This window comes from Leptotrichia sp. oral taxon 879 str. F0557, from assembly GCF_000469385.1.
Taxonomy (GTDB): Bacteria; Fusobacteriota; Fusobacteriia; order Fusobacteriales; family Leptotrichiaceae; genus Leptotrichia; species Leptotrichia mesophila.
On record NZ_KI271317.1, the window covers coordinates 50,941 to 67,848 of the forward strand.

Annotated in this window: 12 protein-coding genes; all 12 read right to left on the reverse strand. The window is 29.5% G+C overall.

Features of this window, described 5'->3' with window-relative positions; all coding sequences use genetic code 11:
* Positions 1–16: 16 nt before the first annotated feature.
* Positions 17–1,060, reverse strand: coding sequence for a DUF2207 domain-containing protein (locus HMPREF1552_RS05005; protein WP_021744012.1), 1,044 nt, complete (start codon positions 1,058–1,060; stop codon positions 17–19).
* Positions 1,061–1,130: 70 nt separating this feature from the next.
* The gene (locus HMPREF1552_RS05010) at positions 1,131–2,192 is read right to left on the reverse strand and encodes a DUF2207 domain-containing protein (protein ID WP_021744013.1); all 1,062 of its coding nucleotides are present in this window, start codon (positions 2,190–2,192) and stop codon (positions 1,131–1,133) included.
* 16 nt (positions 2,193–2,208) lie between these two features.
* Complete coding sequence (locus tag HMPREF1552_RS05015) at positions 2,209–3,855, reverse strand: AAA family ATPase (protein WP_021744014.1); 1,647 nt, start codon at positions 3,853–3,855, stop codon at positions 2,209–2,211.
* A 239-nt stretch (positions 3,856–4,094) separates the two neighbouring features.
* Positions 4,095–6,047, reverse strand: coding sequence for a DUF2207 domain-containing protein (locus HMPREF1552_RS05020; RefSeq protein WP_039901207.1), 1,953 nt, complete (start codon positions 6,045–6,047; stop codon positions 4,095–4,097).
* A 34-nt stretch (positions 6,048–6,081) separates the two neighbouring features.
* A complete protein-coding gene (locus HMPREF1552_RS05025) occupies positions 6,082–6,648 on the reverse strand; it encodes a LemA family protein (protein ID WP_021744016.1) in 567 nt (188 codons plus the stop codon).
* Positions 6,649–6,664: 16 nt separating this feature from the next.
* A complete protein-coding gene (locus HMPREF1552_RS05030) occupies positions 6,665–7,837 on the reverse strand; it encodes a hypothetical protein (protein WP_021744017.1) in 1,173 nt (390 codons plus the stop codon).
* Positions 7,821–10,412, reverse strand: coding sequence for a DUF2339 domain-containing protein (locus HMPREF1552_RS05035; RefSeq protein ID WP_021744018.1), 2,592 nt, complete (start codon positions 10,410–10,412; stop codon positions 7,821–7,823). The genes HMPREF1552_RS05030 and HMPREF1552_RS05035 overlap by 17 nt, the downstream gene beginning before the upstream one ends.
* Positions 10,413–10,601: 189 nt before the next feature.
* A complete protein-coding gene (locus HMPREF1552_RS05040; protein ID WP_021744019.1) occupies positions 10,602–12,296 on the reverse strand; it encodes an AAA family ATPase in 1,695 nt (564 codons plus the stop codon).
* A 105-nt stretch (positions 12,297–12,401) separates the two neighbouring features.
* On the reverse strand, positions 12,402–13,253 hold the full coding sequence (speB, locus tag HMPREF1552_RS05045) for an agmatinase (protein ID WP_021744020.1): 852 nt from the start codon (positions 13,251–13,253) through the stop codon (positions 12,402–12,404).
* Between the two features lie 30 nt (positions 13,254–13,283).
* Entirely contained in the window at positions 13,284–14,126 is an 843-nt protein-coding gene (gene speE, locus HMPREF1552_RS05050; RefSeq protein WP_039901208.1) for a polyamine aminopropyltransferase, read from the reverse strand.
* A gap of 139 nt (positions 14,127–14,265) precedes the next feature.
* Positions 14,266–14,796 (reverse strand): glycoside hydrolase family 108 protein, encoded by a 531-nt coding sequence (locus tag HMPREF1552_RS05055; protein ID WP_021744022.1) that lies wholly within the window; start codon positions 14,794–14,796, stop codon positions 14,266–14,268.
* A 72-nt stretch (positions 14,797–14,868) separates the two neighbouring features.
* Entirely contained in the window at positions 14,869–16,332 is a 1,464-nt protein-coding gene (locus HMPREF1552_RS05060) for an aminotransferase class I/II-fold pyridoxal phosphate-dependent enzyme (protein WP_039901209.1), read from the reverse strand.
* Positions 16,333–16,908 lie beyond the last annotated feature (576 nt).

Genomic DNA, 16,908 nt, shown 5'->3' on the forward strand with positions numbered 1-16,908 from the left:
TAATCATCTACTTATCTTACCAAAAAATATATTTTTTTCTAAAAATCGGAAATTTCCTATCTACATACTCATTAACATAACATTGAGCTTCAGCATAACTTCCCATTATATTTAAAAAATCCAAAGAATCCTTAAAAATTCCTATTTTTTCATCTTCCACTTTAAGTGCGATAATATAAGGAAATATTCTATTAAAATAATTAAGTTTTTCTTCTTCTGTTTCAAATTTATCGATTTTATTTTTTTCAGCAGTTTCAAAATACATTTTTAAACCTTCAATATACTCCATTTTTCGCTGTCCCGAAACTGTATATTTCCCTATTGTCTTTTCATAAACCAAAAATATTATTCCCAAAATAAATAGGCTTAATCCCAAATAAATCTCCATATACATCATTACAGCAACAATTATTCCCAACATAACTGCTACATATAAAAACTTTAAAATTCCTTCAGACATCCCGTGTACATACTCAAGCAATATAAATATAAACATTGTACCAATAATAGCACTTTCAAGATTCCCCTGTAATAATTTCAATAATATAAAAACTATAGAAATCGCTATTCCAGATATTACAGGGACAAAAAACAAATAATTATTTTTGTAAATCATCCTTTTATATTTTTTTTCCAAAAAATATACAATACGATTTTTAAATCCAATAATTCCTATTTTATTCCCAAACAAATCATTTTCCGAAAGAACATCCAGCAAATTATTTTCCTCTTGAAATAAAGTTTCCTTCCTCAATTTCAGATTATCTCTATTTTTCTGATTCAAAATATATTTTCTCTTTCCAGTACCATCTTCATTAACTTCGGAAATATATCCCTTCAGTATTAACGACAATATTCCAATTTTCAATATTTCCTTTGAATTCCTCTCGCCATTAATATAAGCCACAAACATTGCAGAAATATAATCTGACTCTGTAAATTCAGGAACAACTGCCTTTCTTTTCGGATCTCTTCCAAAAAAATACCAAGTTAAAACAGAATAAACTGCGACAAGTATAACTACAATAATTTCAATTATAACTATATAAGATTTATTCATTAATAAGCTCCTTTAATACATTTTTATACTTTAACCTTTTCAAGCTCTAAACTTATCTAATCTTAATAAGTCAAACTTTAAAAAAATCAAATACATTTTTAAACAATTTATTAGGAAATATTGAAACTGTATATTCATCAACAAAATATTTTGCTTCTTTGTAACTTCCCATCATGTTTAAAAAATTTAAAGAATCCATAAATAATTTAAAACTTTCATCTTCTATTTTAAGCGCAACAGCATAAGGAAGCAAATAATTAAAATAATTCAACTTTTCCTCTTGCGTTTCAAATTTATCTATCCTGTATCTTTCTGTTGTATTAAAATACATTTTCATCCCTTCGATATATTCCATTTTTCTTCTTCCTGCAGTCGTGTACTTTCCTATCGCTTTTTCATAAACCAAAAATATTATCCCTAAAGCAAATAAACTTATGCCCGAATAAATATCAACATACATTATAACCCCAATAATTCCACCTATAACAACTGTAATATATAAGAATTTCAAAACTCCCCTTGACATATCATACACAAGTTTTAACCATATAATTCCTGCTATTGTGGTACGAACTGAATTTTCAACATTTCCCTTTGTTAATTTCAATAATAAAAAAAATAATAAAATCGCAGTTCCTAAAATAAATGGAATAAAACAAAAATAATTATTTTTATATATCGTTTTCTTATATTTTTTCTCTAAAAAATGTACAATACGATTTTTATATTTTAAAATTAACTGTTTGTTGGAAAATAAGTCCCCGTCAGACAAAATATCCAGTAATTCGCTTTCTTCTTCAAATAAATTTTCCTTTCTTAATTCTAAATTTTTTTTATTTTTATTATTCAAAATAAATTTTTTAATTTCCCCTTTTTTATCTTTAATAACGGAAATATAATTTTTGGATAATAATGACAATATTCCAATCTTTAATATTCTTATTGAATCTCTTTCTCCATTAATATATGCCATGAACATTGCAGAAATATTATCTGGCACATTAAATTCAGGAACAACTACCTTTCTTTTTGGATCCCTTCCAAAAAAATACCAAGTTGAGACAGAATACACTGTAACAACTACAACTATGGTAATTTCCAAAATTTTTATAATAAAATCCACATTTCCCACATCTAAACTCCTAAAACTAAAAATTCACTCTTTCATACTTCATTTTCAATTTCTTTCTGTAAAATCCAATTCCAATATGGATTATTTCTTTAACTCCACGATTTTTCAGTTCCACATCATATTCTTTCTCTCTAATCTGTCCAAATCCTTCTTTCGCATAATTGTCCATTTCTTCTTCGTTGCCTGCCACTTTAAATTCAAAAATATATGCTGGATTTTCTTTATTTTTCGGTTCAAGTACCAAATCAGCCCTTCCATATCCAGTTTCCCTTTCAGAAAGTCTGATATAGTCATTTCCTAAAACTATGAAAATCCCTATTAAAAATACTTTGTAATATTTCTCGTCCTTATCTGTATCAAAATAGCTTAATGAAGCTAGTATTTCATCTTGAAGTCCTTTTGCAAATTCTTCTATTTTTCCTTTCTTCAAGTCTTTTATAATATTTGCAAATTTTTGAGTTTTTTTAATAAATCTGGCAATAAACCTGTTTTCAAAAAACTCCAGTATTTCGTTATTTGGTATCCTTATAGGATATTCATTATCCACTTTTTTCCCGCCAATCGTCAAATAGCCTGCATACAGAAATAATTGCCATATATCATCCGTATCAAAAGTAAATTCAGAATAATCATTTATTTCCTTGTAAATTTTCTCCTTATTAAATAATTTCTCCAAATCATCAAATATTTCCTTATTCCCTTCATCAAGCATTTCATCTATCAATTTATTCCCTGAAACACCAATCCAATAAGGACGTAATTGTCTAGCCGACAAAAAATTAATAATTGACCAAGGATTATAAATTTCAGTATCTCCAAACTGATAGCCATTATACCATTTCTTAACCTCTTCCAGCTCATATTCAAGCTCATAATATTTCACAGCTTTTATAACTTCAATTTCTGTAAGCCCAAAAAACTCAGAATATTTTTCACCAAATATTGTATTTACTTTCAAATTGTTCAGCCCTGAAAAAATCCCCTCTTTTGCAATCCGTAAAATTCCTGTCATAATCCCAAATTGCAAATACTCATTATCCTTCAAGGCTTCTCCGTAAAATCTTTTGAAAAACGAAATTGCCTTTTTATAGTACCCTGCTTGATATGACTGAATTATTGGAGTATCGTATTCATCAATCAAAACGACAACTTTCTTTTTCCCATAATAATCATACAGATATTTTGTCAAATTTTTTAAAGAATTTTTCCAATCTGCCCCTTTCTGTTTCAGCCATATCTTGTCAAATTCCATTAACTCACTCTGATTCAAGTTTTTTCTTATAAATTCAAAGTCATTATACAATTTATTTATCAAATTTTTTATTTCAAAATAGCAATCTTCCCACTCATCTTCCTCAATATTCTTAAAACTCACAAATATTACTGGATATTTCCCCTGCTCACTTGCATATTCAGTTTCTGAAATATTAAGATTGTCAAACAGTCTCTTATTTTCTTCTCTATTTTCAAAATCAAAAAAATATCTTATCATTGACATATTAAGCGTTTTCCCAAATCTTCTTGGACGAGTGAATAGATTTACATTTGCTCCATCTTTTAAAATACTGCTAATCAATCCTGTTTTATCAACATAATAGTAATTTTCTTCTATTATTCTTTTAAAATCAGACATTCCTATCGGTAATCGCTTTTTATTTCCCATTTTTCATCCCCTCTGTTTTCTTCATACTTTTTCTTTTAATTTAGTAATATTTGTTATTATAGTCAATCTACTTAAAATTTTGAGTAAAAATATAAAAAAAACAACATATTAACTATGAATATGATATTTCTACTCTTGCTTTAAATTAAGATTACTATATAAATTCAAAAAAATAATATTTATACCAATATTATAAACTAAAAAACAATACTTTACAACAAGAAAAAAAGCCAGTATTTCTACCAGCTTCCTCCACCTCCTCCGCCGGAACCTCCGCCAGAGAAGCCTCCACCACTTGAGAATCCGCCTCCGCCAAATCCGCCTCCGCTCGAATTTCTAGAGTTTTCTCTCAAAGTGCTGAATCTTTCTTCTGCTATTTCATTGTATGCATTGTTATAACCTCTTGAAATCATATCGGACAAAAAGAAATTATTGTATGAATTAAAATGTACTCCTCTATTTATGTAAGAATATGTACTTTCATCAAAATCATAAAGTTTTATTGTATTCTTCATAAGTTTTACTGCTTCATTCTTTACACCAAGAGCTACTGCATAAGGTAATATTCCTTTAAAATAGGCTACCAGTTCATCTACATCATTAAATTTCATAATCTGATTTGCTTCAGCAGTCTTTATGTACATTTTCATGCCATCCAAGTATTCTTTTTTTCTCATTCCATCAACAGTATATTTTCCGATTATTTTTGAATAAACAGCATACATTGCCATAATTATTCCAATTATAATGAAATTTAAAACTCCATATATTAATGAAAAGAATAATATTGCTATCCACTTAATAATTTTTAAAAATTTGCTATTATTTCCATAAATATTATTGATAATTGAAAAAATCGTATTTAATACTATTCCAAAGAAAATAGCAACCATAACTAGAGAAACTACTCCAGAAATACCATCAGAAATACCTGCCGTTCCGCTGCTTGCAGTTGACGAAATCATAAAAACTATAATCATACCGACAATAAAAATAATATTAAAAATGTTATTATCCTTGTAAACTTTCTTTTTATACTCTCTTTCAAATGATTTTAATATTTTATTTGAAGCATCGTAAAGACTTCTTTCTTTTTTAAATATATATCCATTATCAGAAAGAGCATTAAAAACAATCTTTTCTTCTTCTGCTAATTCAGGCCTGCTTTTTCTACTATCAGACAATGTATATTCTACATTTCTTCCATTACCTTCTTCATCATTAGCTTCAACATAACCTTTAGAAAGTAATGAAAGCACTCCGATTGTTAGTATTTCTTTTGGCTCTCTTTCTCCATTGATGTAAGCCGCATACATGGCAGAAATATCCTTTGGTATGTTAAATTCAGGAACAATTGCCTTTTTATTTACATCTCTTCCAAATATATACCACGTTACAAATCCATAAATTGCTAGAATTATTATTATAATCGGTCCTACAGCAATTAAAGGATGAGCATAATAAAGTGTCTGTAATTTATCCCAAAATGTTGGACTTATATTATCTGTTTTTAAATTCAGACGAAAACTTAATCCACTATATGCCTCTAAAACCTTATTTGTTTTAATTTCAACAGTTCCATTATTCAAATTTGTAATATAATCTTTCCCACTTTGTCCATATTCACCTGTAAAAATATCTAATTGCCTAATTTCATTTTTTAAAACAGGTTCTCCATTTCCAAATTTTATATTTACCGCAGCTTTTTCAATAGGAACTTGCCAAAATTGACCAATTGCATTAAAGTAAACCTGATAAATTCCATTTTTTTCAAATACTGCATTATAAATCACATAATTAAATTCGTATCTATTTACGCCATTTTCCACAAATCTGTCTGCAGAACCAACCCTATATCTAATACCTTCATCAAAAAGTTTCGTAGAATATTCTTCAGAAATACCATTTTTCTTTATCGAATTCATTTTTATATAAGATTTGTAAATATCCACGCCATTTTTCTTTGAACGTAATGGAATATCCCTATAAATACCATGTTTTGCCGCACCGTCAAATTCATAGTCAATCACTTCATTTACTGTCAAAGTTCCATTTTTATTCATCTGAACTGTAACTTCATAATTCGTTATTTTTTCAGCAATCAATGATTTTGTACTTAAGAAAAATAATGTAAAAAATACAAACATTATTGAAAAAATACTGTTTAATTTTCGGTTGCTAAAACTCTTCATAATAAGCCCTCTTCTAAAAAATTTACTAAAAAAATTAAAACTTAACTTCTGGAGCCTTTTCTGCTCCTTCCACAGCATTAAAGAACTCAGCTTTTTTAAATCCAAAAATTCCACCAAAAATATTATTTGGAAAAGTTTCCACAAAAGTATTTCTATCTCTTGCTGTTCCGTTATAATATTTTCTTGAACTTTGAATTTCTGTTTCTATTTGAGTCAATTGAGATTGCAGGCTCAAAAAGTTTTCATTTGCTTTTAAGTCTGGATAATTTTCCTGTAACATCATTATTGATCTTAACGTTTTTGTCATTTCATTTTCAAGTTTTTGAATTTTTTCAATATTATCAATATCCTTTGTATCAATCGACATCATTTGACTTCTTAATTTTACCACATTTTCCAGCGTTTCCTTTTCATGTGTTGCATAACCTTTAACAGTATTAACAAGATTTGGTATCAAATCCAGTCTTTTTTGCAAATATACGCCTATTCCACTCCAACCTTCCTCATTCAGATTTTTTAGTCTAATATATTTATTATAAATTCCCATTCCAACTACAACCAAAACTACCAAAATTCCTATTAAAATAAATACAATACTCATAATTCATTCTCCTCTTCTATTTTTTATTTTTATTTATTTTATTTACCATAAATCCAATTAATATTACCACAACCACCCCTATAAAAACATTATAATAAACCGTGTAATCTCTTGGCTTTGAAACTTTCTTTCCATCCGCTTTATCCAATTTTCCTACAAAAACTTCATCTCGTTCTTTTATTGAATCAGCAAATTCCGCAATATCGTACTCAGGCTTATTCAAGTTCTCATCTCCAAAGGTTATTTTATAATCTTCCCCTTCTGTAGCCCTAAACACAATTCTGTCTGGAACATAGTTTCCTGTTACTTCATTTATTTTGAGCGGTGAATTATCTCCATTCTGTATTTCAACGATTATTTCAGACAATTTCGGAACATTTTCTAAATTTATTATCAAATTTGACTTTTCCCCAACTTTAGAAATTATCCCTTCCACATAAAAATTATCTCCACTTCTCACAGCATAATTTCTCTGAAACTCATCATTTACATCTAGAACAATATTTTTTAATGGCAAAAACTTGCTCTTGATTTTCAAAATTGTACTTTTTCCTTCCTGCTCAATTTTATAATCCAATTTTGTCCCTACAGTTTTAAGTTTTCCAGCCTCATTATTTGACAATTTCAAAATTGCTTCACTAAAGATATTTCCTTTATCTAACGGCGTTACAATTTTATAAAATTCATATCTTTTTTCTGAAAATTCGATTGTCAAGTTTGACTTATCAGGTGTCTTATAAATTTCTCCCGAAGTTATCTGTTCCCAATCTGTACCGTTATTACTTCCAAGCAAAGTATATTCGGTGTAAAAATTTTTGGAAGGAATCAGCTCGAGTCTGTTTCCAATTATATCCTTTAACGAACTGTCAGAATTAAATTTTACAATAAATTCCATTTTATCCTTTTTCGTCAATACTTCATCTATTTTTGCCTTTGCCACAATTTTTTCGCTACGCTTTTCCTGCTTTTTTCCAGTTTCGATAACATAAGGAACTTCCTTCCCACTCTTATCAATTATCCGTATATCCCCAAGATTATTTTTACTATTCTCATAAATATCCTCTGTAAGAAAAAACTGCTTATACATTGATTTCCCTGTTATTTTTATAGTTTTAAAATACTGATATGAAAAAAGCTGAACAATTGTGAATACAAATAGAAACAAAATCAATTTACTTATTTTCTTCATTTTTCTCACCTTTTCCAAAATCCTTGTCACTCAAGCTCTCTTTCACTTCTTGTTCCAACTTCTTCAAAGCCGTCTGATAAATATAAGAAGTTCCAATCAAAATAGCCCCCATACTAAAGTAAGCAATCAACTTATAGGAATTATCAAATCGTAAGAAATCCAAAAGGAAACTTTTTGCCACAAAAAATATTCCTATTCCAAGCCCAATTCTTCTAACATTTCTATTCGGCACTTTAAACCCTTTCCAAACTAAGTATCCACACAATAGCAGACCAACTATATCCAAAGCTAGTCCAGCTCCTAAAATTAATACACCTGAATGTTCATATATCCGTAAAATAATATTTGCTACACAAAGGAAATATATTGATTCTCCGAGTATCCACAATGGTTTTTTCTCATTTTTTTTGAAAAAGCATAAATGAATATCATTTTTAGCCACAATAAACAAATAAAAATTTACAAAAATTAATAAAATTAAAGATAGCAGATAACTTATTGGAATTTTCTCTTCTTGTATATTCCAGCTCCAACCAGAAATATATAAGATAAAATTAATCATATTTATGAATAGTAAATAAATTATTTCAATTATTACTAAAAATCTCAAGCTAAAACTATCCTGCAATTTCTTTATTTTATATGTTACTGTTCTTAAAATAAAAAGTGAAAATAATACGCTAAACAATACATCTTTACCATAATTTATCGTTTCAAATGAAGTAACAACATCAAAAACAACTTTATTTACAAAAAATATTGAATATGTAAAAATCAGATATTTAAATATTCCATTTAAAATCCTAACTTCTGTCTTGTAGCTTTTTTGTTTTATCAGGAAATAAAGAACAAATGAAAATGATATTATCATCAAATCCTGAATATACATAAGCAAATATTTTTCTTCTCGCACAATCAAATTACTTACCAGCGAAACTAGATAAATCGCAATCGTTCCATATCGCATTTCTTTATTTTTATATTTTCTATAAAAGAAATACAATAGTGCAGTTTCAGCACCCCATGCAACCACAACAAATTTTTCTGGCACAATTAACGGGATAATTAGGATAAAACTTCCTAATGCCACAATATAAAAGATTTTTGCAACTTTGTTGTCCTTGAGCCTGTCGCCAAAAAATCCGTAAATTATTCCGACTGTTCCGACTAGTACGGCTTTTAGCCAGCTTGGTGTTGTCTTGTCAAACAGGCTGTAAATCAATGAAAATTTTATAATTAGATTTAAACTTAGAAATACATAGTCGATTATGTTGCTTTGACGATTTTCTTTTTTGTGAGAATTTAGGAAAATAAAACTGTATGCTGTTGTGAAAATTACGATGTAGAAAAATGCCGTAATCTTGTCGTGAATGCTGTGATTTAAGTAATAAATCAGCCCCGTCATATTCACTACACCTGTAACAAATCCAAAAATCTTGCTGTATATCCAGTCCTTTTTCCAAGAAACTCCAAGCACAATTCCCTGCAAAATCAAAGAATATGCCAAAACATAATAAATCTGGACATTGCTCTTATTTACCCAAATATAAGCTCCGTAAGGCAAATATCCACCAATCAGCGACAATACTCCAATTATCTGGCTATCATATCGCAATGAAAGAATCACAACCAGCCCTGTCAGTATTACTGATATAAAAAGTCCCGCTGTCATTGGATAAAGTTTGAGATAAAGCGTAGAAAGAAGCGTAGTCAAATAAAGAATCCCAATTCCACCGCCAATCAGCCCAACTGCAAAATGCTTCTTATTTTTCTGATAAAATTTTTCTCCAGCAAAAAGGAAAAACATCCCAAGCAAATACGATGCCGAACTTTTTACATAATTATTTGCCAAAATTTTTGCAAACTGTGTCTGAAATACCAAAAAAACTCCCAAAAAGATTGATATTATCCCTAAAAAGTTAAATCCTTTAAGTCCAATAAGTTTTTCAAATACAAATCTTTTTTTCTCTCTTTCAAAAAGAAATTCCCCTTCCTTCAAAGCCGTTTCTTCCTTTATCTTATTATGAAACACCGAAGATTCCTCTTGAAGAAATACCTTATTTTCAAAAGTTTTCTTATTACTTTTCTCTAAAAAATCACCAATTTTTCCATTAATTTTTTTGAGTTCATCTCTTAAAGAATCAGCTTCATCTGAAAATTCACGAGAAAGATTTTTTTCCAGTATTTTAACTTTTCTCTTCATTTCCTCTGCATAATTAGAAAGCCTTCTAGTCACTCCACTTTCCAATTCCACATTCATCTTCTCCGCCAAAATATTCTGAAACTTATCAATCTCACCATTTCTCCTAACCTTTTTCGCTTCCTTCAATTCCTCAATAAGCACTGCATTACTATTTTTAAGCCTTCCAATTTCCTCTTCCCTAACTTTCATCTTTTCATGAAATGCCTTCAAATCCTTCGCCAGCCTTTCATTCTCTTCCAAAAGTTCCTTTTCCCTGCTTATTCCAACCTCATTTTTTATATTTGCAATTATTGATTCTATCTCCGAATTTATTCTCCCAATTTCCTTATACTTATTCTCAAGATTCTCTAATTCTTTTAGTTTGTTAATCATTGTAAAAACACCTCAAAACTCGCAAATTTTTTATAAATGTATTTTTAATTTTCAAAATAATTTATAATTTTATACTTTCCCTATTTAAATAGTGAATATTTAATAAATTTTCAACTATTATAAGAATATTGGTTTATATCTTTTATTAGAAAAGTTCGTAACAAACTCTTATTTAAATAGGATTTAGTATTAACTATAATTTCTATCAAATTTAACTGCCACTTCTTTTCCAAAAAATGCTATCCCAATTTTCAATACATTCTCAACTCCAGAATTTTTTAATACAGAAGCATATTCTTTCTCTTCAATCTGCTGTAACGCAATATCACACTCATTCTCTAATTTTTCAAAAATTTTATCTTCACTCAAATTTTCCATTGCATTTACAACTTTTAATTCCAAAATAATTCCTTCTTTTCTTTTTTCCAGATTTTTAGGCTTCAAAAGCAAATCATATCTGCCTTTCCCAGCAAAATTATTTGAAGTTATTTCATATTCATTTTTCAAAGTCAAAATTATTCCAAGCATTAAGCCATGATAAAATTGCTCTCTGTAAATTCCACTTACATCAAATATTCCCACATTTTCCAATAAAACTTCTTTTAAATGTTTCTCAAATTCACTTATATTTCCTTCTCTCAAAGCATTTGACATATACAAAAATTTCTCATAATCTTCAAAATAAATTTCTATAAACATTTCTGAGAACATTTTCAATATTTCTTCATTCGGTATTTTTAAATAGCACATTCCATCATCTTCGATTTTCTTTCCCAGTGTTAAATATCCGCTGTGAAAAAATAAATTCCATATATTTTTACTGTAATTTGACTCAAGATTTGAAAAAGTCATATTTTCATTTATTCGTTTATAAATCTCTTCTCTATTCAAAAGTTTTGAAAAATCATCAAAAATCTCATTTTTCAGTTTTTTTAAATATAATTTTATCAATTCATTTTCACTCGTATTTACCCAGTACGGCTTTAATTTTTCATCATTCAGAAAATTAATAATCGACCACGGATTATAAACTTTTATATCTCCAAACAAATATCCATTGTACCAACGTTGAACATCTTTAAGTTCAAATTCTAAATCAAAATCCTTTAAAGCCTGCTCAACTTCACTTTCTGTAATCCCAAAATATTCTGTAAATCTATTGTCTAAAATTGTATGAACTCTTAAATTATTCAATCCAGAAAATATATTTTCCTTTGCAACTCTTAAAATCCCAGTCATAATTCCCATTTCGAGATAATTATTATCCTTTAGGACAACTCCATAAAATGTTTTAAAAAAGCTAATTGCTTCTTGATAATAGCCTTTCACGTATGAATCAATTATCGGCTGATCATACTCATCTATCAGCACCACAACCTTTTTTCCATAATATTCATATAGATATTTTGTTAAATCCAGCAAGGATAATTTCCATGTTGCTTCAGTTGCTCTGTTAAATAAAATCGAATCGTATTTTTCTTTTTTTCTCACACTTAAATTTTCCTTTACAAATTCAAATTCATCATATAAATCCGAAATTGTATTTTTTATCATCTCAAACCCATTTCCCCAGCTACTTTCATCATAATTTCTAAATGAAATTGAAATAACTGGAGCTGTCCCCTGCTTTTCAAAATACTCATTTTCAGAAATTTTTAAATTCTCAAACAGCTTTTTATTTTCATTTTTATTTTCAATATCAAAAAAATATTTTATCATCGACATATTAAGTGTTTTTCCAAATCTCCTCGGACGTGTGAACAACTTAATTTTAGACACTTCCTCAAATAAATTCTCAATAAACTCTGTTTTATCAAAATAGTAATATTCATCTTCTATTATTTCCTTAAAATTTGATATTCCTATCGGCAACTTTTTCTTCATCTAACATTCCTCCCTTTTTACAAATTATTAAAAACTTTTTTATTTTTATATATTCAAAAAAGTATCTGTACCATTTATGCACAAACACTTTTCCTTAAAATAAATCTATTTATAAATAAACAACAAAATTTCCCTAAGCAGTTTACAAGCTAGTGCCGTAGATTGTCCAGACTGATCGTATACAGGCGATAATTCATTCATGTCAAGCCCTACAATATTTAATTGTGAAATTTTTTCTATTGCCTTATGAAGTTCCACAAAAGTAACTCCTCCCGCTTCAGGCGTTCCAGTTCCTGGAAATTCCGACGGATCAAGCACATCTAAGTCCAATGTAAAATAGACAGGTTTCCCTTTTAATTTTTCCACAGCTTCATCAAGTCCGTCAAAATTAAATTTTGTTGTGTGAAGATGTTCCTTTGCAAATTTCCATTCATCTCTTTCACCACTTCTTATTCCAAACTGAAAAATTCTGTCATCTCCAACAATATCCCAGCATCTTCTAATTACAGAAGCATGTGAATAATACTGCCCTAAATACTCATCTCTCAAATCTGTATGTGCATCAAACTGAATAATATGCAAATCTTGATATTTTTCAGCAACTGCTCTCACAGCTCCCAACGTAACAGAATGCTCTCCACCAATCATAAACGGAATTTTCCCATCCTTCAAAATTTTTGCTGTTTCATCCTGAATATCCTGCAACGTACTTTCCGAATTTCCAAATGAAAGTTCCAAATCTCCTCCATCAAAAACCTTAATATCTTCCAAATCCTTATCTTGATAAGGACTATACGTTTCTATCCCAAAACTCTCATTTCTCATAACCGCCGAAGCAAATCTAGTCCCTGGTCTAAACGAAGTTGTACTGTCAAACGGTGCTCCAAAAATAGCAATTTTACTCTCATTGTATTCATTGTCACACCCTATAAATGTATGTATATTTTTATTTCTCATATAAATTCTCCTTCTAGTTTTCATTCTAAATTATTTTATTAAATCTTTCACATAATTTGGCAAGGCAAAAGCCCCTTTATGCAATTCTGTATTATAATATCTTGTTTCTATCCCAAACTTATTCCATTCATCAGCCTTCAAGTCCTTTACAGGATTGTATTTTTTCGAAGCAAATCCAAATAGCCAATGTCCTGACGGATATGTCGGTATATGCAGCTGATAAACTGTTGCAAATGGGAAAACTGCTCTTAACTGTTTATTTGCCCTTGCCGTTGCTTTAGCATCTGCCTCATAATATGGGCTTTCATGCTGATTCACAAGAATTCCGTCCTCTTTTAGTGCATTAAAGCAATTTCCATAAAATTCCCTTGTGAATAAATCTTCTCCAGGCCCAAACGGATCTGTCGAATCCACAATTACAATATCATATTCATCAGTTTTTGAACGTACGAATTTTAGTCCATCCTCATAATAAATATGTACCCTTTCATTATCCAATTTATTTGCCGTCTTAGGCAAGTATTCTCGACAAATATCGACAACCATCTTGTCAATTTCCACCATATCAATTCTCTCAATATGTTCATATTTTACAAGTTCACGAACAGTACCGCCATCTCCAGCACCGATTACCAATATTTTCTTAGCCTTAGGATTTACAGCCATAGGAACGTGAGTTATCATCTCATGGTAAATAAACTCATCCTTTTCTGTCAACATCATAAATCCATCCAATGTCAAAAATCGCCCAAATTCTGGCGACTCAAAAATATCAATTCTCTGAAAATCACTTTTTGCACTAACTAACTGCTTATCAATCTTTATAGAAAAACGAACATTTTTCGTATGTTCTTCTGTGTACCATAATTCCATCTGCCACACTCCTTTCAATTTGTATTACCTATTTTTTTAATATCTAACCTTTTATTTCCAATGTTTTGTACTTTGAAACTTTTTTATAAATTCCTCAACTTTTCCATTTTTTATAATTTTATTCTATTTCTTATACTCATTAAACATTTCTCAAATAATTTTCCTTAACCTTAACTCTATTTAACCATCCTGTCAAAAAATCATTCTGAGTTGCATCTCTTTTAGCAAGAGATTTATAGTATTCACGCTGTAAACTATGATATACATCCAAAAATTTAACTGGATTAACTTCGTTTAAATATTTTAATGTCATAGGCCCAACTGCTCCATCTACACTAATTACATTTTTACCATAAATCTTGTTCACAGCCTCCTGAGCCTTTTTAATTCCATATCTCCCAGCATTTACTGAAAAATCAAATATGCTTAGTGCCACTTTATCATTTTTCACTTGATCCAATTTTCTAGCCTTATAATATTTTTCCTCATAAATTTTTTGTGCCATTGCTTTTGTTAAATCTTTCATGCTACCTTTGTATCCGCATTCTCTCGCTCGTTCCTTAGTAATGCCATATTTTGTTTCCCCGCCTTTATCATTCTTATCATTAGAGTAACTTCCTTCAACTAGTAAAATATAATTAAAAAATTTCAAAAATCTGCTGTCAGCCATTTTTGTTTCCTTCTTTCATTTATTTTAATTGGAATTTCGCAAACACTGTCTGCGTTTTTACATCAAAAATTTTCACTCCAAAACAACATTTATCTTTTCAACATGCATATCCTCAGTTCCTGTTAATAGACATCCTTTTTCCTTTGCATATTCGATATAGTTTATGATTTCCTCAGTAATTCGCTCTCCTGGTGCTAATATCGGTATTCCTGGCGGATAAGCCATAACAAATTCTCCACTTATTTTACCCGCACTATCTTTTATCGGAATCATTTCCTTTTCTGAATAAAAGGCTTTTTGTGGTGGAAGTACAACATCAGGGTTTATATATTCATGATCAAACATTCCTGTAGAATCTTTTGAGTAAAGCCGTTTAATTTCTGCAAGTGAAGATATTAGCCGTTCTATTTCCAAGCCTCTGTCTCCCGCCGAAATTATCGCCAAAATATTTCCCAAATCTCCAAATTCAATCTGAATTTCATAATCATCCCGCAAAATATCATAAACTTCAATTCCAGCAAGCCCAATATCTTTTGTATACACAGATAATTTTGTCGTATCAAAGTCATAAACCGAATCTCCATCAATCAGTTCTTTCCCATACGCATAATACCCACCTAGTTTATTAATTTCATTTCTGGCATATTCTGCAAATTTAACTGTCTTTTCAAAAAGTTCCCTTCCATTTATTGCCAAATTTTTTCTTGCCACATCAAGTGAAGTCATAAGTAAATACGATGCACTTGTTGTTTGAGTCAAGTTTATAACTTGCCGAACATAATCAGCGTTTATTCTCTCACCACTTAATAAAATCGAACTTTGTGTTAAAGAACCGCCCGTCTTATGCATACTAATTGCCGCCATATCTGCTCCAGCTTCCATCGCTGAAATTGGTAAATTTTCATCAAAGTAAAAATGTGCTCCATGTGCCTCATCAACTAGCACAAACATATCATTTTCATGTGCCATTTTTACAATAGATTTTAAATCTGAACAAATTCCGTAATAAGTAGGATTATTCACTAATATTGCTTTTGCATCAGGATTTTCCTGAATTGCCTTTTTCACATCATTAATCGACATCCCAAGTGATATTCCCAATTTTTTGTTAAGTCCAGGGTTAATATAAACTGGAATTGCTCCACAAATTACCATTGCATTAATGGCACTTCTATGCACATTTCTCGGTATAATAATTTTATCTCCAGCCTTGCAAGTTGCCATAATCATAGCCTGTACAGCCCCAGTTGTTCCACTTACCATAAAATAAGCCTCTTTTGCCCCAAAAGCCTCTGCCGCTATATCCTGAGCCTCTTTTATAACCGAAGTTGGATGGCATAAATTATCAAGCGGCTTCATCGAATTAACATCCATCTGCATCGCCTCCAGCCCAATAAAATCCCGAAATTCCTTATTCCCACGCCCTCCTTTATGCCCCGGCACATCAAATCTCACAACCCTGTTAGAAAGATGATTTTTTAAAGCATCAAAAAGAACTGTCTTGTTCTGTCTATCTTTATCAATATTTTTCCCCATTTCTTCAACTCCTTTCATATTTTTTAATTTATTTATAATTTTAAATCCCGTTTTTTTTTAACATTTAAACAAGTTACATTGACATTTTGATTAGTAACTATTTTTTGTAATTTATATGTTTTTTCTTTTTCTTAAAAGCAAAGGGGAACAATCACCATCCCCTTTTATTTCGCAATATTAGTTATTTCAATTTCTTCAAATTATAACATCTGAAGATTTTGGCGAAAGTGCTACGCACTAATCCCTGCTCATCTAAGCATTTTTTGAAAACAAAAATTAAACTCGCTTCGCTCACTTTCGCAAATAAAATTGATAAAACTTTACAAAATAAATTTATTATAAAGATTATGGCGAAAGAAACACATAAATGTGTTTAGTAATTTTTATTTCCAAAAAATCACGACATTTTCAATTCAATTATAATAGGTAATTTGATGAAAATAGATACCAAGCAAAATTTCGTTAGAAGAAAAATAGCTGTTTGAGCTTTTGTAATTTATTTTAAAGTTAAATATATTTATTTGTATTAAAACAATTTATACTCAAAAGCGAGTTCTATTTTTCTTTTATAAGAAA